General features: G+C 62.5%; 16 protein-coding genes. 9 read left to right on the top strand and 7 right to left on the bottom strand.

The genetic code is table 11. The annotated features are described in order from the left end of the window. Window positions 1–82: 82 nt before the first annotated feature. Together DMX11_RS13020 and DMX11_RS13015 are read right to left on the bottom strand one after the other, a co-directional pair. Complete coding sequence (locus DMX11_RS13020) at window positions 83–1,708, bottom strand: ABC transporter substrate-binding protein (RefSeq protein WP_110744895.1); 1,626 nt, start codon at window positions 1,706–1,708, stop codon at window positions 83–85. 338 nt (window positions 1,709–2,046) lie between these two features. Next, a complete protein-coding gene (locus DMX11_RS13015) occupies window positions 2,047–2,763 on the bottom strand; it encodes an SIMPL domain-containing protein (protein ID WP_110744894.1) in 717 nt (238 codons plus the stop codon). 202 nt (window positions 2,764–2,965) lie between these two features. Here DMX11_RS13015 and DMX11_RS13010 point away from each other — a divergent pair, with 202 nt between their 5' ends. The 4 genes from DMX11_RS13010 to DMX11_RS12995 all read left to right on the top strand — a co-directional run bounded on the left by DMX11_RS13010 (window position 2,966) and on the right by DMX11_RS12995 (window position 7,358). Continuing rightward, complete coding sequence (locus DMX11_RS13010) at window positions 2,966–4,222, top strand: ATP-binding protein (RefSeq protein ID WP_110744893.1); 1,257 nt, start codon at window positions 2,966–2,968, stop codon at window positions 4,220–4,222. Continuing rightward, a complete protein-coding gene (locus DMX11_RS13005) occupies window positions 4,222–4,782 on the top strand; it encodes a response regulator transcription factor (protein ID WP_025337806.1) in 561 nt (186 codons plus the stop codon). Before DMX11_RS13010 ends, DMX11_RS13005 begins: the two co-directional genes overlap by 1 nt. Before the next feature lie 216 nt (window positions 4,783–4,998). After that, window positions 4,999–5,940, top strand: coding sequence for an AEC family transporter (locus tag DMX11_RS13000; RefSeq protein WP_110744892.1), 942 nt, complete (start codon window positions 4,999–5,001; stop codon window positions 5,938–5,940). Window positions 5,941–5,996: 56 nt separating this feature from the next. Next, window positions 5,997–7,358 (top strand): amino acid permease, encoded by a 1,362-nt coding sequence (locus DMX11_RS12995; protein WP_110744891.1) that lies wholly within the window; start codon window positions 5,997–5,999, stop codon window positions 7,356–7,358. 60 nt (window positions 7,359–7,418) lie between these two features. Here the strand turns inward: DMX11_RS12995 and DMX11_RS12990 are convergent, their stop codons facing one another. The 5 genes from DMX11_RS12990 to gatC all read right to left on the bottom strand — a co-directional run bounded on the left by DMX11_RS12990 (window position 7,419) and on the right by gatC (window position 12,237). Next, a complete protein-coding gene (locus tag DMX11_RS12990; RefSeq protein ID WP_110744968.1) occupies window positions 7,419–8,462 on the bottom strand; it encodes a calcium/sodium antiporter in 1,044 nt (347 codons plus the stop codon). A gap of 60 nt (window positions 8,463–8,522) precedes the next feature. Further along, entirely contained in the window at window positions 8,523–8,897 is a 375-nt protein-coding gene (locus DMX11_RS12985; RefSeq protein WP_054881438.1) for a septal ring lytic transglycosylase RlpA family protein, read from the bottom strand. Window positions 8,898–9,025: 128 nt separating this feature from the next. Next, entirely contained in the window at window positions 9,026–10,471 is a 1,446-nt protein-coding gene (gene gatB, locus DMX11_RS12980) for an Asp-tRNA(Asn)/Glu-tRNA(Gln) amidotransferase subunit GatB (RefSeq protein ID WP_110744890.1), read from the bottom strand. A gap of 11 nt (window positions 10,472–10,482) precedes the next feature. Then, window positions 10,483–11,934, bottom strand: a complete 1,452-nt coding sequence (gene gatA / locus DMX11_RS12975; RefSeq protein WP_110744889.1) for an Asp-tRNA(Asn)/Glu-tRNA(Gln) amidotransferase subunit GatA — start codon at window positions 11,932–11,934, stop codon at window positions 10,483–10,485. 15 nt (window positions 11,935–11,949) lie between these two features. Then, window positions 11,950–12,237: an Asp-tRNA(Asn)/Glu-tRNA(Gln) amidotransferase subunit GatC gene (gene gatC, locus DMX11_RS12970; protein ID WP_003255165.1), complete on the bottom strand. Its 288-nt coding sequence runs from the start codon at window positions 12,235–12,237 to the stop codon at window positions 11,950–11,952. Window positions 12,238–12,442: 205 nt separating this feature from the next. Here gatC and mreB point away from each other — a divergent pair, with 205 nt between their 5' ends. From mreB to rng, 5 genes are all read left to right on the top strand, one after another. Then, window positions 12,443–13,480 carry a rod shape-determining protein MreB gene (gene mreB, locus DMX11_RS12965; protein ID WP_003255163.1) on the top strand — a complete coding sequence of 346 codons (1,038 nt, stop codon included), beginning with the start codon at window positions 12,443–12,445 and terminating at the stop codon, window positions 13,478–13,480. 195 nt (window positions 13,481–13,675) lie between these two features. Then, on the top strand, window positions 13,676–14,692 hold the full coding sequence (gene mreC, locus DMX11_RS12960; protein WP_371921793.1) for a rod shape-determining protein MreC: 1,017 nt from the start codon (window positions 13,676–13,678) through the stop codon (window positions 14,690–14,692). Further along, entirely contained in the window at window positions 14,692–15,180 is a 489-nt protein-coding gene (mreD, locus tag DMX11_RS12955) for a rod shape-determining protein MreD (protein WP_110744887.1), read from the top strand. Before mreC ends, mreD begins: the two co-directional genes overlap by 1 nt. A gap of 32 nt (window positions 15,181–15,212) precedes the next feature. Next, entirely contained in the window at window positions 15,213–15,824 is a 612-nt protein-coding gene (locus DMX11_RS12950; RefSeq protein WP_110744886.1) for a nucleoside triphosphate pyrophosphatase, read from the top strand. Window positions 15,825–15,878: 54 nt separating this feature from the next. Further along, on the top strand, window positions 15,879–17,336 hold the full coding sequence (gene rng / locus DMX11_RS12945; RefSeq protein WP_110744885.1) for a ribonuclease G: 1,458 nt from the start codon (window positions 15,879–15,881) through the stop codon (window positions 17,334–17,336).

The raw sequence follows: 17,336 nt of genomic DNA, 5'->3' as shown, positions 1-17,336 counted from the left end.
CCCGCAGCGTATGGCCGCAGGACGACATGAAGAGGTGGCGGGGGTGAAGGGCACCCGCGATTCAGCGGGTGCCTCAGTCAGCCTATTTGTCCACGCTGACGCCGTAGAAGGAGTTCAGCGCGAATGGGCTGATCTTGAAGTCCTTCACCTTGGCGCTCATGGGCTGGTAGACGGTGGAGTGGGCGATCGGCGTGATCGGAACCTGCTCCTTGAGGATGTGCTGCGCCTTTTGGTACAGCTCGGTACGTTTGGCCTGGTCGGCGGTGGCCTTAGCCTGCTTGATCAGGTCGTCGTAGGGCTTGTAGCACCACTTGGAGAAGTTGTTGCCGTCGATGGCATCGCAGCCGTACAGGGTACCCAGCCAGTTGTCCGGGTCACCGTTGTCGCCGCTCCAGCCGATCAGCATGGCGCCCTGTTCGCCGCCTTTGGAGCGCTTGATGTATTCGCCCCATTCATAACTGACGATCTTTGCCTTGATGCCAATCTTGTTCCAGTCGGACTGGAGCATTTCGGCCATCAGCTTGGCATTGGGGTTGTACGGGCGTTGCACCGGCATGGCCCACAGGGTGATCTCCGTGCCTTCCTTGATACCGGCTTCCTTGAGCAGCTGCTTGGCTTTTTCGGGGTCGAACGGGGCGTCCTTGATGCTGGTGTCGTACGACCACTGGGTGGGCGGCATGGCGTTGACTGCCAGCTGGCCGGCGCCCTGGTAGACCGACTCGATGATTTTCTTCTTGTCCACGGCCATGTCCAGTGCCTGGCGCACTTTCAGCTGGGCCATGGGGTTGGGCTCGCTGCTGCCCTTGATCTTGTCCATCACGTTGTAGGCGATGTAGCCGAGGTTGAAGCCGGCCTGCTGTGGCATCTGCAGGTTCTTGTCGGCCTTTAGCGGTTCGATGTCGGCCGGGCGCGGGAACAAGGTGACCTGGCACTCGTTCTTCTTCAGCTTCTGCATGCGCACCGAGGCATCAGTGGTGATGGCGAAGATCAGGTTGTCGATCTTCACGTCTTCAGGCTGCCAATAGTCCTTGTTGCCCTTGAAGCGGATCTGCGCATCCTTCTGGTACTTGCTGAACACGAACGGGCCGGTGCCGATGGGTTTCTGGTTGATGTCGGCGGCCTTGCCGTCCTTGAGCAACTGGTCAGCGTATTCGGCGGACTGGATCGAGGCAAAGCTCATGGCCAGGTTCTGGATGAACGCGGCGTCGACTTCGTTGAGGGTGAACCTGACCGTGTGCTCGTCGAGCTTCTCCAGCTTGGCGATGTTCTTGTCCATGCCCATGTCGGTGAAGTAGGGGAACTCGGTGGGGTAGGCCTTGCGGAACGGGTGGTCCTTGTCGAGCATGCGGTTGAAGGTGAACAGCACGTCGTCGGCGTTGAACGGGCGGGTTGGCTTGAAGTAGTCGGTGGTGTGGAACTTCACCCCTTCGCGCAGGTGGAACGTGTAGGTCTTGCCGTCGTCGGACACTTCCCATTTGGTCGCCAGGCCCGGGATCACCGCAGTGCCGCCGCGTTCGAACTGGGTCAGGCGGTTGAATACGGTCTCGGCCGAGGCGTCGAAGTCGGTCCCGGTGGTGTACTGCCCTGGGTCGAAACCGGCCGGGCTGCCTTCGGAGCAGAACACCAGGTTGGACGCGGCGAGGGCCGAAGGCGCACCGGTGAGCAAGCCTGCACCTAGCAGGAACGGAATGACTGCGTGTTTGAGCATGGTGGCCTCATTGTTGTCATTTTTCGATTGAGGTGGCCTCGTGAGCCGACCTGCGGATACTTATGCAGGGGGTGTTCCCAATGCAATACATACAAGGATAGTTGGCGCCAGAAATGTGGTACGGGCGTACATGGATGTCGCATCGGTATAACTTTCGGCGAAGTTAAACGTTTGCGAGGGCAAAATGATGGCTTTTTTCAGAATATTTCGGCGCGGGGATGGGTGTAGGACGCACCTTGCTGGTGCGTAGGAGATGTCTGAAATCGCTAAATTGTGCGGTTGGGTCGGGGCTCTGTGGCAGCGGGCGTGTCCGCTGCCACAGGTGTTTCGTGAGTCTGTTACGGCATCTGCACTTCAATCAGCCCGTCGGCGTTCATGCTCACCTCACTGGTCCCGGCTTCGATGTCGGGCGCCGGCGCCGCTTCATCTGCGCCCATGGCCTTCATCGCCATCGGTGCGCTACGCAGGTACGGGCGAGGGTAACCACTGCTGTTCAGGTTCAGGCTGACCACCTTGTAGCCCTTGCCACCCAGCGCTTCGGTGGCCAGTTGCGCGCGTGCCTTGAAGGCGTCGACCGCATCCTTGAGCAGTGCATCTTCGCTGGACTTGCGCGTGGCCGGGGCGATGGAGAAGTCCATGCCACCCATTTTCAGTTCTTGCAGCAGGTCGGCGGTAAGCTGCGACAGGGCTGGGAAATTGGCGCTTTCCAGGCGCAGTTCGGCACGTTCGCGCCAGCCGGTGATCTTCTGGCCTTTGCTGTCATACACCGGGTAGCTGTTGCGGCTACCCTGGCTGATCTTCACGTCCTTGACCTGGCGCGACTGCTGCACGGCCTTGTTCATGGTTTCGGTGATCTGCTTGGCAAGCTTGCCCGGGTCGGTATTCTGCGCTTCGCTGTACAGGGTCACGACCATCAGGTCGCGCGCCACTTCCTTGCTGACTTCGGCACGCAGCGATACCTGGTTGTAGCGCGGTTCATCGGCAGCCAGGGCCGGCAGGCTGGCGAGCAGGCCGCAGGACATGATCAGGGCGGCGCCGCGACGTGGGATTTGCATGTAGTACTCCTTGGCAATAAAAGGCGTGGGCTCTGGTCATCCATGCCACGCATGGCCCATCAGACCGGGAACAGTGTAGTGGGTTCACAAGTGCCATCATGACAGTGTGACAAAGTGTGGCGCTTTGCCGCATCGCTGCAGCAGGGCGCCCGGCTTCGGTATACTCCAGCCGATTTTTCTGGAGCACTCATCAGGAGAGCTCATGCTCGCCGCCGTACAACCGTTGTCCGCTACCCGCCAGAACCTCTGGCGCCTTACCGTCATTCGGGTCCTGGTCCTGGCTGCCCAGGCCGGTTCGGTGGGTGTCGCCTACTGGACCGAGCTGCTGCCATTGCCCTGGCTGTCGCTGGCCGGCACCTTGGCCTTGTCCTCGCTGCTGTGTGCCTTCACGGCCCTGCGGCTGCGCCTGTCGTTGCCAGTCACCGAAATGGAGTACGCCCTGCAGCTGGCCTGTGACCTGCTGATCCACAGCGCCTTGCTGTATTACTCCGGGGGTTCGACCAACCCGTTCGTGTCGTATTACCTGGTGCCGTTGGCGATTGCCGCAGTGACCCTGCCGTGGTTGTATTCGCTGATCCTGTCCGGTATTGCCTTGACCGCCTACAGCCTGCTGCTGGTGCAGTTCTATCCGCTCGAAGGCCTGCCGATGGCGCGGGACAAGATGCAGGTCTACGGCATGTGGCTGAGTATCGCGCTGGCCGCCGCCGTCATTACCTTCTTTGCTGCACGGATGGCCGAAGAACTGCGCCGACAGGAGCAGCTGCGTTCCGAGCGGCGTGAAGAAAGCCTACGCGACGAGCAGTTGCTGGCCGTCGCTACCCAGGCTGCCGGTGCTGCACATGAGCTGGGCACGCCGTTGGCGACCATGAGCGTGCTGATCAACGAAATGCGCCAGGACCACACCGACCCGCTGTTGCAGGAAGACCTGCAGATACTTCAGGACCAGGTAAAGCTGTGCAAGGAAACCCTGCAGCAGCTGGTGCGTGCCGCCGAAGCCAACCGCCGCCTGGCGGTGGTTGAACAGGATGTCACGGCTTGGCTGGACGAAGCGCTGAACCGCTGGCACCTGATGCGCCCGGAAGCCAGCTACCGCTTTCAGCGCCTGCGCGACGGTCAGGTGCCACGCCTGACCCCGCCGCCGGACCTGACCCAGGCATTGCTGAACTTGTTGAACAATGCCGCCGATGCCTGCCCTGATGACCTCGAGGTGCACCTGGACTGGGACGCCCAGGATATCGTCATCAGCATCCGCGACCATGGCCCTGGCGTGCCGCCGGCCATCGCCGAAGCCATCGGCAAACCCTTCATTACCACCAAAGGCAAAGGCTTCGGCCTGGGCCTGTTCTTGAGCAAGGCCAGCGTGACCCGTGCGGGCGGCTCGGTGAAACTCTATAGTCATGAACAGGGTGGCACCCTGACCGAACTGCGCCTGCCCTATGGCAAGCGAGGAGATGAATGATGAGCGAAGAAAACCAAGTCGAAGGCGAGGAGCTGCCGCACCTGCTGCTGGTGGATGACGATGCCACCTTCACCCGGGTCATGGCGCGTGCCATGAGCCGTCGTGGTTTCCGCGTAAGCACTGCCAGCTCGGCCGAGGAAGGCCTGATCCTGGCCCAGCAGGACCTGCCGGACTATGCCACGCTGGACTTGAAGATGGACGGCGACTCGGGCCTGGTGCTGCTGCCCAAGCTGCTGGAGCTGGACCCGGAAATGCGCGTGGTGATCCTGACCGGCTATTCGAGCATTGCCACTGCCGTGGAAGCGGTCAAGCGCGGCGCGTGCAACTACCTGTGCAAGCCGGCTGACGCCGATGATGTGCTGGCGGCGTTGCTGTCGGAGCACACCGACCTAGATACCCTGGTGCCGGAAAACCCGATGTCGGTCGACCGCCTGCAGTGGGAGCACATCCAGCGCGTGCTGAACGAGCATGAGGGCAATATCTCCGCTACCGCGCGAGCGCTGGGCATGCACCGGCGAACCTTGCAGCGCAAGCTGCAAAAGCGCCCGGTCCGGCGCTGAGTCTTGCTGGGCTTGGGCCGGCCCTTTCGCGGGCTTGCCCACTCCCACAGGGTCAGCGCAGGCCCCAAGTCTTGTGGAATACCTGGGGGCGGCCAAGCCCGCTAAGAGGGCAAAACTGACAGAGGCTTCTCTTTATCACCCCGCGATCCCCGCAAATTCCGGCTGTTGGCGTATCATTAGCCACCTAACGGCAACCCTCTCCAGGATCGCTTGCGCATGCTCGCCCTTCTTATCCAGACGCTGAACATCACGGCGCCGGTTTTCGCCATGCTGTTCATGGGCGTGCTGCTCAAACGCATCCGCCTGATCGACGATAATTTCAACCGCGTCGCCTCGCAGCTGGTGTTCAACGTGTGCATGCCGGCGCTGCTGTTTCTTGGCATCTACCATGCCGACCTGGCTGCAGCAGTCAAGCCGGGGGTCATCCTGTACTTCATCGTTGCCACGTTGGTGGGCTTCGCCATTGCCTGGGGGCTGGCCATCTGGCGCAGCCCGCTGGCCGACCGTGGTATCTATACCCAAGGCGCATTCCGCGGCAATAACGGCGTCATCGGCCTGGCCCTGGCTGCCAGCCTGTACGGCGACTACGGGATTTCTCTGGGGGCGGTGCTCGCCGGCCTGGTCATCCTTATGTACAACTCGCTATCTGCGGTGGTGCTTGCGGTGTACAGCCCGGACCTCAAGTCCGACCCGTGGAGCATCTGCAAGAGCATTTTCAGCAACCCGTTGATCATCAGTGTGCTGGTAGCCACCCCCATGGCCTACGGCCAAGTGCCGCTGCCCAACTGGCTGCTGACGTCGGGCGACTACCTGGCCCAGATGACCCTGCCGCTGGCGTTGATCTGCATTGGCGGCACCTTGTCGCTGGCGGCACTGCGCGACAGCGGCAGGCTGGCGTTCGATGCCAGCCTGGTGAAGATGGTCTGGCTGCCGGTGGTCGGTACGCTGGGTGCCTGGTTGTGTGGCTTTCGTGGCGCGGAACTGGGCATTCTGTTCCTGTACATCGGTAGCCCGACCGCAGCAGCCAGTTACGTCATGGCACGGGCGGCAAGCGGGAACCATCAGCTGGCGGCGTCGATCATCGTGATTACCACGCTAATGGCGGCGATTACCACCAACATCGGCATTTTCATCTTGCAGTGGGGCGGATGGATCTAGATCCTTGACTGCAAATAACAGCAACAACACTGCCTCACTGAGCTAAAGGACACTTCATGCAAGACCAGAGCACGCCCGAGCAGTTACAGCGCGGGCTGAAGAATCGCCATATCCAGCTTATTGCGCTGGGCGGGGCCATCGGTACCGGGTTGTTCCTGGGCATTGCCCAGACCATCCAACTGGCCGGCCCCTCCGTGTTGCTGGGCTATGCCATCGCCGGCCTGATGGCGTTCCTGATCATGCGCCAGCTGGGCGAAATGGTCGTGGAAGAACCGGTCGCAGGCAGCTTCAGCCACTTTGCCCACCAGTACTGGAGCGAATTCGCCGGCTTTGTCTCGGGCTGGAACTACTGGGTGGTGTACGTGCTGGTCGGCATGGCCGAGCTCACGGCGGTCGGGATCTATGTGCAGTACTGGTGGCCGGAATTCCCCACCTGGGCCACGGCGGCGATCTTCTTCGTGGTGATCAACCTGATCAACCTGACGCAGGTCAAGGTCTACGGCGAAATGGAGTTCTGGTTTGCCCTGGTCAAGGTGGTGGCCATTGTCAGCATGATCGGCTTTGGCGCCTGGTTGCTGAGCAGCGGCCATGGTGGCCCGGATGCCAGCGTGGCCAACCTGTGGCAGTACGGCGGCTTCTTCCCCAACGGCGTAAGCGGCCTGGTGATGGCCCTGGCGGTAATCATGTTCTCGTTCGGTGGCCTGGAACTGGTGGGCATCACCGCCGCCGAGGCCGACAACCCGCGCCAGAGCATCCCCAAGGCCACCAACCAAGTGGTGTACCGCATCCTGATCTTCTACATCGGTGCATTGGCGGTGCTGCTGTCGTTGTACCCTTGGCAGAAAGTGGTGCAGGGGGGCAGCCCGTTCGTGATGATTTTCCACGAACTGGACAGTGACCTGGTGGCGACCATCCTCAACATCGTGGTCCTGACTGCCGCGCTGTCGGTGTACAACAGTTGCGTGTATGCCAACAGCCGCATGCTGTTCGGCCTGGCCAGCCAGGGCGATGCGCCGCGCCAACTACTGAAGGTCAGCCGCAGCGGCGTGCCGCTGACCGCGCTGGGTGTGTCGGCGTTTGCCACTGGCCTGTGCGTACTCATCAACTACCTGATGCCGGGTGAAGCCTTTGGCTTGTTGATGGCCTTGGCGGTGTCGGCGTTGGTGATCAACTGGGCAAGTATCAGCATTACCCACCTGAAATTCCGCAAGGCCAAGTTGGCCGCCGGGATCACCCCGTTTTACAAAAGCCTGGGGCACCCGCTGACCAACTACCTGTGCCTGGCCTTCATTGTGCTGATCCTGGTAGTGATGTACCTGACCCCGCCGATTCGCATTTCGGTGATGCTGATTCCGGCATGGATAGCCGTGCTGTGGGTGGCCTTCAAATTGAAGAAAGCTCGGCAGGTTCGTCGGTAGATCTTCTGCGTTTTGTGGGGTCGAGCGGCGCCCGTGCGGCGCTCGATCTCAACGACGCGTTCAATGTTGGCGGCGCCAGGCGCGCACGGTGGTGTACAGCAACACCAAGGCAAGCACCGGCAGTACGTAGAACAGCATCAATTGTTCCAGTCGGCCGGCCAGCGGCATGCCCATGGTAAAGGCTGCCACGTGCAGGCCATAGGCCAGGTACAGGCACAGGAACACCAGGCCTTCTGCGCGCGTGATGCGGTACCCGGAATAGAACACCGGCAGGCTCAGCACTGCCACGCCAAGCATCACCGGCAGGTCGAAAGCCAGCGCATTGGGCGAGATCGACAGCGGCTCGGGGGTGACCAGTGCGGTCATGCCCAGTACGGCCAGCAGGTTGAACAGGTTGCTGCCGATCACCGTGCCCACGGCAATCTCCCGTTCACCACGCAGGGCGGCAATCAGCGCGGCGGCCAGTTCCGGGAGCGAGGTGCAGATGGCGACGACGGTCAGGCCGATGATGCGTTCGGACAAGCCCAGGTCGGTGGCCACCTCCACCGCGGCCTCCAGCAGCAGGTGGCCGGCCAGGCTGAGCAGGCCAAAACCGGTCAGCACTTGCAGCAGTGTGCCTGACCAGAAGCGTCCAGCACTGGCTCTGGCCGTGTCCGGAGCAGGGTAGGTACGTGCGTAGTGGCGGGACTGGTGCCAGAGCATCGCCAGGTAACAAGCCAGGCTCAGCAGCAGAACCACCCCTTCGACGCGCCCCAGGTGGCCATTGGCAGACAACGCATAGACCAGCCCACTGGCGGCGATCATCAGCGGTATGTCCAGGCGCACCAGTTGCCGCGACACGCGCAGCGGGATGATCAGGGCCGCCAGCCCGAGTATCACAAGTACGTTGAAGATATTGCTGCCGACCACGCTGCCGACCGCCACGTCAGGCGCGCCCTGGTAGGCTGCCTGCAGGCTTACGGTCAGTTGCGGGGCGGTGCTGCCAAAGGCCACCAGGCTGAGGCCGATGATCAGTGGGCGAACGTGCAGGCGCTGCGCCAGGCGCAAGGCTGCGCGCACCAGCAGTTCGGCGCCGCCTACCAGCAACAGCAGGGCGATGCCCAGTTGCAGCAGGCTGAAAGTAGGAAGGGTGGCCAAGTCGAAAATGGTCGGACTCCTGTCGCGTCAGTCGCTAAGCCCTTGTACTCGCACGCGAGCCGTTCCGCTACGGAGCATGCCGATTTTTTCTGCGGCGGCGCGTGACAGGTCAATCAGGCGGCCACGAGTGTGCGGGCCACGGTCGTTGATGCGTACCACCACGCTGCGCTGGTTGGCCATATTGGTAACCAGTACGCGGCTACCGAAGGGCAGGCTGCGATGGGCGGCGGTCAGCCCGTGCTGGTTGAACGGTTCGCCACTGGCGGTGCGTTTGCCATGGTGGCGCGAGCCGTAGTAGGAAGCGGTGCCCGTCTGGTCGTAGCCGCGCGGGTCGATGTCATGGCTGGCGCAGCCGGCCAGGAAAGAAAACAGGGCGAGGGTGCCGAGGGATCGTTTTAGCAAGTCAGGTGCTCTCCGGTGCGGCCATTCGCGGGTAAACCCGCTCCTACAGGTAAAGCGCTGGCTTGTGCAGGAGCGGCTCTAGCCGCGAACGAGGGCAAAGCCCTCGCAGCATTACAGGGGTAAAACAATCACCCTTCGAGCTTGGCTTTGAGCAATTGGTTCACCTGCCCCGGGTTGGCCTTGCCTTTGGAGGCTTTCATGGCCTGGCCGACGAAGAAGCCGAACATCTTGCCGCGCTTGGCCTCGTCAGCCGCGCGATACTGTTCCACCTGCTCGGCGTTGGCAGCCAGCATTTCGTCGAGCATCTTGTCGATCGCACCGGTATCGGTGACCTGCTTCAGGCCTTTGCTCTCGATGATGCTGTCGGCATCCCCTTCGCCGGCAGCCATGGCCTCGAACACGGTCTTGGCGATCTTGCCGCTGATGGTGTTGTCGCGGATGCGCAGCAGCATGCCACCCAGCTGAGCGGCGCTGACCGGCGCCTGGTCGATCTCGACACCCAGCTTGTTCAGCAGGCTGCCCAGTTCGACCATGACCCAGTTGGCGGCCAGCTTGGCGTCGCCACCCGTCTTCACCACTTCTTCGAAGTAGTCCGCCTGCTCACGGCTGGACGCCAGCACGTTGGCGTCGTAGGCCGACAGGCCATACTGGCTCTGGAAGCGCTCGACTTTTTGCGGTGGCAGCTCCGGCAGGCCGGCGCGGATGGTTTCGAGGTAGCTGTCCTCGATCACCACCGGCAGCAGGTCCGGGTCGGGGAAGTAACGGTAGTCGTTGGCTTCCTCCTTGCTGCGCATGGAGCGGGTCTCGTCCTTGTTCGGGTCGTACAGGCGGGTTTCCTGTACCACCTTGCCGCCGTCCTCGATCAGGTCGATCTGGCGCTGGATCTCGCTATTGATCGCACGTTCGATGAAACGGAACGAGTTGACGTTCTTGATCTCGCAGCGGGTACCGAATTCGGCCTGGCCCTTCGGGCGGATCGACACGTTGCAGTCGCAACGCAGTGAGCCTTCTGCCATGTTGCCATCGCAGATGCCCAGGTAGCGCACCAGCGCATGGATTGCCTTGACGTAGGCAACGGCTTCCTTGGCGCTGCGCATGTCAGGCTCGGAAACGATTTCCAGCAGCGGGGTGCCGGCACGGTTCAGGTCGATGCCGGTGGAGCCGCTGAAGTCTTCGTGCAGGCTCTTGCCGGCGTCTTCTTCCAGGTGCGCGCGGGTTACGCCGATGCGCTTGATGGTGCCGTCTTCCAGGGCGATGTCCAGGTGGCCCTTGCCCACGATCGGCAGGTCCATCTGGCTGATCTGGTAACCCTTGGGCAGGTCCGGGTAAAAGTAGTTCTTGCGCGCGAACACGTTGCGCTTGCCAATTTCGGCGTCGATCGCCAGGCCGAACATGCACGCCATGCGCACGGCTTCCTGGTTCAGCACCGGCAGTACGCCAGGCATGCCAAGGTCAACCAGGCTGGCCTGGGTATTCGGCTCGGAGCCGAAGGTGGTGGCGCTGCCGGAGAAGATCTTCGACTGGGTGGCGAGCTGAGTGTGGATTTCCAGCCCGATCACAACTTCCCATTGCATGTGTGAATTCCTCAGAAGCCGTTGGGGGCGCGGGTGTGCCAGTCGGTCACTTGCTGGTAGCGGTGCGCGACGTTGAGCAGGCGGCCTTCTTGGAAGTAGGGCGCCAGCAGTTGTACGCCGACCGGCAGACCGTCGACGAAGCCAGCTGGCATCGACAGGCCCGGCAGGCCCGCCAGGTTGGCGGTGATGGTGTAGACGTCTTCCAGGTAGGCGGCGACCGGGTCGCTGCTCTTGGCGCCGAGCTTCCAGGCCGGGTTAGGCGTGGTCGGGCCGAGGATCAGGTCGACATCGTTGAAGGCAGCCATGAAGTCGTTCTTGATCAGGCGGCGGATCTGCTGTGCCTTCACGTAGTAGGCGTCGTAGTAGCCGGCCGACAGGGCGTAAGTACCGACCATGATGCGACGTTGTACTTCCACGCCGAAGCCTTCGCCACGCGAACGCTTGTACAGGTCGGTGAGGTCTTTCGGTTCTTCGCAGCGGTAGCCGAAGCGCACACCGTCGAAGCGCGACAGGTTGGAAGAGGCTTCCGCCGGAGCGATCACGTAGTAGGCCGGAATGGCGTGCTGCATGTTCGGCAGGCTGATTTCCTTGACCACGGCACCGAGCTTTTCCAGCTCCTTGACGCTGGCCTGGACCAGTTCAGCGATGCGGGGGTCGAGGCCGGCACCGAAGTATTCCTTCGGCAGGCCAATGCGCAGCCCTTGCAGCGAAGCATTGAGGCTGGCGCTGTAGTCCGGCACCGGTTCTTCGATGCTGGTGGAGTCCTTGGCGTCGAAACCGGCCATGCCTTGCAGCAGCAGCGCGCAGTCCTCGGCGGTACGGGCCAGCGGGCCGCCCTGATCGAGGCTGGAGGCATAGGCGATCATGCCCCAGCGCGAAACACGACCGTACGTCGGTTTCAGGCCGGTGAGGTTGGTCAGTGCCGCCGGCTGACGGATCGAACCGCCGGTATCGGTGCCAGTGGTGGCCGGCAGCAGGCGTGCGGCCACGGCCGCAGCCGAGCCGCCCGACGAACCGCCCGGCACGTGCTCGAGGTTCCACGGGTTCTTCACCGCGCCGTAGTGGCTGGATTCGTTGGCCGAACCCATGGCGAATTCGTCCATGTTGGTCTTGCCCAGGGTGACCATGCCGGCTTCGGCCAGTTTGGCGACCACGGTGGCGTCATAGGGCGCCTTGAAGTTGTCGAGCATCTTCGAGCCGCAGCTGGTGCGTACGCCGTTGGTGCAGAACAAATCCTTGTGGGCGATCGGCGCGCCCAGCAGCGCGCCGCTCTCGCCGGCGGCGCGACGGGCGTCGGCGGCGCGTGCCTGGTCCAGGGCCAGGTCTTCGGTGATGCTGATGAAGCTGTTGATCTGTGGGTCGAGCTGCTTGATGCGCGCCAGCAGCGCGCCGGTCAGCTCTTCGGAGGAAAACGACTTGTCGGCGAGTCCGCGGGCGATCTCGGCCAGGGTCAATTGATGCATGGCAGGCTCTATCCCTTACTCGATGACTTTGGGAACCAGGTACAGACCGCTTTCGGTCGATGGCGCGATTGCCTGGTAGGCGTCGCGTTGGTTGCTTTCGGTGACCTGATCGGGGCGCAAGCGCTGGCTGGCCTCCAGTGGGTGGGCCAGGGGCTCGATGCCCGTGGTGTCGACCGCTTGCATCTGGTCGACCAGGCCGAGAATGCTGTTCAGGGCGTCAGTAATGCGTGGCAGTTCGCCATCATTCAGGCCCAGACGGGCCAGATGGGCGATCTTTTCCACGTCGCAGCGTTCAAGCGCCATGAGGATCTCCAGGGGAAACAAAGAACGGAATTTGGGTCCGCAGTGAGGAACATGTCAGCTTTCTGACGGTCTAACGGCCGCGAATTTCTGCTGGCGTGCTCGGAAAAACAGCCAATTTAACATATTGGCTCCTTGCCCAAAATCCCTGCCATTGTTAGAGTTTGCCGCACTTTTTTACCCACGCTTTCCCCAGGGTCACTTTCCCATGTTCAAGAAACTGCGTGGCATGTTTTCCAGCGATCTTTCCATCGACCTGGGTACTGCCAACACCCTTATTTACGTGCGTGAGCGCGGTATCGTCCTGAATGAGCCCTCGGTTGTTGCCATCCGTACCCATGGCAACCAGAAAAGCGTCGTCGCCGTCGGTACCGAAGCCAAACGCATGCTGGGCCGTACGCCTGGCAACATTGCAGCCATTCGTCCGATGAAGGACGGCGTCATCGCCGACTTCAGCGTCTGCGAAAAAATGTTGCAATACTTTATCAACAAGGTTCACGAGAACAGCTTCCTGCAGCCAAGCCCGCGCGTGCTGATCTGTGTACCGTGCAAGTCGACCCAGGTAGAGCGCCGCGCCATTCGCGAGTCGGCCCTGGGGGCCGGTGCCCGTGAAGTGTTCCTGATCGAAGAGCCGATGGCCGCTGCCATTGGTGCCGGCCTGCCGGTCGAAGAGGCCCGCGGTTCGATGGTCGTCGACATTGGTGGTGGTACCACTGAAATCGCCCTGATCTCCCTGAACGGCGTGGTCTATGCCGAATCCGTCCGCGTTGGCGGCGACCGCTTCGACGAAGCCATCGTCACCTACGTGCGCCGCAACTATGGCAGCCTGATCGGCGAATCCACCGCCGAGCGCATCAAGCAGGAAATCGGTACGGCTTACCCGGGCGGCGAAGTCCGTGAAGTCGACGTGCGTGGCCGTAACCTGGCCGAGGGCGTACCGCGTGCCTTCACCCTCAACTCCAACGAAGTGCTCGAAGCGCTGCAGGAATCGCTGGCGACCATCGTCCAGGCGGTCAAGAGCGCCCTGGAGCAATCGCCGCCCGAACTGGCCTCGGACATCGCTGAGCGTGGCCTGGTGCTGACCGGTGGTGGTGCGCTGCTGCGTGACCTCGACAAGCTGCTGGCCCAGGAAACCGGCCTGCCGGTGATCGTCGCCGAGGACCCGCTGACCTGTGTCGCCCGTGGCGGCGGTCGCGCCCTGGAGATGATGGACAAGCATGCGATGGACCTGCTCTCCAGCGAGTGATCCCGCTCGCTGTTCACGAGCGCCCGGTTTACAGGTAGTACGCACAGTGCTACCTGTATGTGCTGGGCTGGCGCCCGTTCGGGCGCCGTATCCGTCAATCCGCAACCAGGCTGGTGCGTTGTCCCATGTCCAATGACCTCCTGAGTCGTCCACGAGGAACGGCCCATTAAACCGCTTTTCTCCAAGGGCCCTTCGCTGGGCGTTCGCCTGCTCGTCCTGGTGGTGATGTCGGTCGCGTTGATGGTTGTCGACGCGCGCTTCGATGTGCTCAAGCCCGTGCGCAGCCAGATGGGCCTGGTGCTGATGGAATCCTACTGGATCACCGACCTGCCGCAGCGTGCCTGGCAAGGCGTGGCCGGCCAGTTCGGCAGCCGTACCGAGCTGATAGCCGAAAACGAGAAGCTCAAGACCGAAGCCCTGCTGCTGCAGGGGCGCTTGCAGAAGCTGGCGGCCCTGACCGAGCAGAACGTGCGCTTGCGCGAGTTGCTCAACTCCTCGGCGCTGGTCAACGAGAAGGTCGAGGTCGCCGAGTTGATCGGGGTCGACCCCAATCCGTTCACCCATCGCATCCTGATCAACAAGGGTGAGCGCGACGGTGTGTTCCTCGGCCAACCGGTACTCGATGCCCGCGGCCTGATGGGCCAGGTGGTCGAGTTGATGCCCTATACCTCGCGGGTGCTGCTGCTGACCGACACCACCCACAGCATTCCGGTGCAGGTCAACCGCAATGGCCTGCGGGCCATCGCCAGTGGCACGGGGAACCCGGAGCGTCTGGAGTTGCGCCATGTGGCCGATACCGCCGACATCAAGGAAGGCGACCTGCTGGTCAGTTCCGGCATGGGCCAGCGTTTCCCTGCCGGCTACCCGGTGGCCACGGTGAACGAAGTGATCCACGACTCCGGCCAGCCCTTCGCGATCGTTCGCGCTATCCCAACCGCCGCGCTGAACCGCAGTCGCTACATGCTACTGGTGTTCAGCGACCGTCGTAGCCCAGAGCAGCGCGCGACCGATGCCGCTATCGCCCAGGAAGAGGCTGACCGCAAAGGCGCTACCCCCGCCGGCCAGCCGGCTGCCAGCGGCGAGCAGGCTGCTCCTACCGCTACCGCCCCGGTCGCACAGCCACCGGCTGCCACGCCAGCGGTACAGCCCGCAGCCCCGGCCGCACAGCCCGCTGCCCCGGCTGCCGCACCCGTTACCCCCCGGAGGCAATGATGGCTGCATCACGCCGTAACAACGGCTGGGTTATCTGGCTGACTTTTGCCATCGGCCTGTTGCTCAGCGTTTCGCCCATGCCGCACTTCATGGAAGTGTTCCGGCCCATGTGGCTGGCCTTGCTGGTGTCGTTCTGGACCTTGAACGTGCCGAGCAAGGTTGGCATGACCACGGCATTCGTGTTGGGCCTGGCCGAGGACGTGCTGTACGGCACCCTGCTCGGGCAGAACGCGCTGATCCTCACCCTCATCACCTTCCTGGTGCTGTCCTTGCAGCAGCGCCTGCGCATGTTTCCCATGTGGCAGCAAAGCCTGGTCATCCTGGTGATTTTCGGTATCGCCCAACTGATCCAGCTATGGCTCAGCGCCCTGACCGGCAACCGCCTGCCTACCCTGGCACTGGTCTGGTCGGCGGTGATCAGTGCCTTGCTCTGGCCGTGGATCAGTTTCGCCCTGCGCGACCTGCGCCGACGCTTGCATATCAACTGACGGCAAAGTGCCGCTGACAGGGAGATGTCTGCATGAACCCGCTACACCTGGCTTCTGGCTCGCCTCGTCGGCGTGAACTGCTGACCCAGATTGGCGTAACGTTCAGCGTCGTCAGCGCCCCCATCGATGAAACCCCGCTGAGCGGCGAAAGCGCGCCGGCCTACGTTGAGCGCCTGGCCCGGGCCAAAGCGGCCGCCGGCCTGGCCACTGTCGCCGGTCCGGCGGTGGTGCTCGGCGCAGACACTGCGGTGGTGCTCGATGGTCGAATTCTCGGCAAGCCGGAAAACCGCGAAGATGCCCTGGCCATGCTGGCTGACCTGTCTGGGCGCGAGCATCAGGTACTGACTGCGGTCGCCCTGAATGATGGGCAGCGCGTGCAGAGCCTGTGTGTGACGAGCAGGGTACGTTTCCGCGAGATCACCGCTGGTGAGGCGCAACGCTACTGGGCCAGCGGCGAGCCCGCCGACAAGGCCGGCGGGTATGCCATCCAGGGCCTGGGCGCGGTGTTCGTCACAGGCCTGTCCGGCAGTTACTCGGCGGTGGTCGGCTTGCCGCTCTGTGAAACGGCCGATCTGCTCGGCCAGTTCGGCATCGCCTGCTGGCAATCACCTGCGCATACGCCAGAGGTAACAAACCAGCGGTAGCCAGCACTGCATAGCCCATCCATCATTACAAAAGACCTTTGACGAGAGCCTGCCATGAGTGAAGAGATCCTGATCAACATCACCCCGATGGAGTCACGCGTGGCGGTGGTGGAAAACGGGGTGCTGCAGGAAGTGCACGTCGAGCGCACCCAGCGCCGTGGCATCGTCGGCAACATCTACAAGGGCAAGGTGGTGCGTGTGCTGCCGGGCATGCAGGCGGCCTTCGTCGACATCGGCCTGGAGCGCGCGGCGTTCATCCATGCCTCGGAGATCTCGCAGCGCGAAGGTTCGGCGGTTGAAAACATCACTGCATTGGTGCATGAGGGCCAGGCCCTCGTCGTGCAGGTGACCAAGGACCCGATCGGCACCAAAGGCGCTCGCCTGACCACCCAGCTGTCGATCCCGTCGCGTTACCTGGTGTACATGCCGCGCAGCAGCCACGTCGGTATTTCGTTGAAAATAGAGGACGAAGCGGAGCGCGAGCGCCTCAAACAGGTGGTCAGTGTCTGCATGGACAGCGAGAACATCAAGGATGCCGGCGGCTTCATCTTGCGCACTGCCGCTGAAGGCGCGCGTGCCGAAGAAATTCTGCAGGACATCCGCTACCTGCGTCGCCTCTGGGAGCAGATTGGCACCCAGATCCAGACCTGCGGTGCGCCCACGGTCATCTACGAGGACCTGGGCCTGGCCCTGCGTACCCTCCGCGACCTGGTCAACCCAAAGATCGAGAAGATCCGCATCGACTCGCGCGAGACCTTCCAGAAGACCACCCAGTTCGTCGGTGAACTGATGCCGGAAATCGCCGACCGCCTTGAACACTACCCTGGCGAACGGCCGATTTTCGATCTGTATGGCGTCGAAGACGAGATCCAGCGCGCCCTGGAGCGCAAGGTGCCGCTGAAGTCCGGTGGCTACCTGGTGGTCGACCCGGCCGAAGCGATGACCACCATCGACGTCAACACCGGGGCTTTCGTTGGCCACCGCAACCTTGAAGAGACCATCTTCAAGACCAACCTCGAGGCTGCCACCGCCATCGCCCGGCAACTGCGCCTGCGCAACATCGGCGGCATCATCATCATCGACTTCATCGATATGGAAGATGAGGACCACCAGCGCCAGGTGCTGCGCACCCTGGAGAAGCAACTCGAGCGTGATCACGCCAAGACCAACATCATCGGCATAACCGAACTGGGCCTGGTGCAGATGACCCGCAAGCGCACGCGCGAAAGTCTCGAGCAGGTGCTGTGCGAACCCTGCCTGGCCTGTCAGGGCCGTGGCAAGCTGAAAACGCCCGAGACCATCTGTTACGAAATCTTCCGCGAGATCCTGCGTGAGGCCCGTGCCTATCAGGCCGAAGGCTACCGTGTGCTGGCCAACCAAAAGGTGGTCGACCGTCTGCTGGACGAAGAATCAGGCAACGTGGCGGAGCTGGAGGCCTTTATCGGTCGAACCATTCGCTTCCAGGTCGAGTCGATGTATTCGCAGGAACAGTACGACGTGGTGCTGCTCTGA

Source organism: Pseudomonas sp. LB-090624 (genome assembly GCF_003205205.1).
Classification (GTDB): domain Bacteria; phylum Pseudomonadota; class Gammaproteobacteria; order Pseudomonadales; family Pseudomonadaceae; genus Aquipseudomonas.
The sequence above is the reverse complement of the archived record's forward strand: the minus strand, read 5'-3'. Positions and strand labels throughout refer to the sequence as shown.

Coding starts and splice junctions, on each gene's coding strand:
- DMX11_RS13020 (WP_110744895.1), bottom strand. CDS start 1,708: ATGCTCAAACACGCAGTCATTCCGTTCCTGCTAGGTGCAGGCTTGCTC.
- DMX11_RS13015 (WP_110744894.1), bottom strand. CDS start 2,763: ATGCAAATCCCACGTCGCGGCGCCGCCCTGATCATGTCCTGCGGCCTG.
- DMX11_RS13010 (WP_110744893.1), top strand. CDS start 2,966: ATGCTCGCCGCCGTACAACCGTTGTCCGCTACCCGCCAGAACCTCTGG.
- DMX11_RS13005 (WP_025337806.1), top strand. CDS start 4,222: ATGAGCGAAGAAAACCAAGTCGAAGGCGAGGAGCTGCCGCACCTGCTG.
- DMX11_RS13000 (WP_110744892.1), top strand. CDS start 4,999: ATGCTCGCCCTTCTTATCCAGACGCTGAACATCACGGCGCCGGTTTTC.
- DMX11_RS12995 (WP_110744891.1), top strand. CDS start 5,997: ATGCAAGACCAGAGCACGCCCGAGCAGTTACAGCGCGGGCTGAAGAAT.
- gatB (WP_110744890.1), bottom strand. CDS start 10,471: ATGCAATGGGAAGTTGTGATCGGGCTGGAAATCCACACTCAGCTCGCC.
- gatA (WP_110744889.1), bottom strand. CDS start 11,934: ATGCATCAATTGACCCTGGCCGAGATCGCCCGCGGACTCGCCGACAAG.
- gatC (WP_003255165.1), bottom strand. CDS start 12,237: ATGGCGCTTGAACGCTGCGACGTGGAAAAGATCGCCCATCTGGCCCGT.
- mreB (WP_003255163.1), top strand. CDS start 12,443: ATGTTCAAGAAACTGCGTGGCATGTTTTCCAGCGATCTTTCCATCGAC.
- mreD (WP_110744887.1), top strand. CDS start 14,692: ATGGCTGCATCACGCCGTAACAACGGCTGGGTTATCTGGCTGACTTTT.
- DMX11_RS12950 (WP_110744886.1), top strand. CDS start 15,213: ATGAACCCGCTACACCTGGCTTCTGGCTCGCCTCGTCGGCGTGAACTG.
- rng (WP_110744885.1), top strand. CDS start 15,879: ATGAGTGAAGAGATCCTGATCAACATCACCCCGATGGAGTCACGCGTG.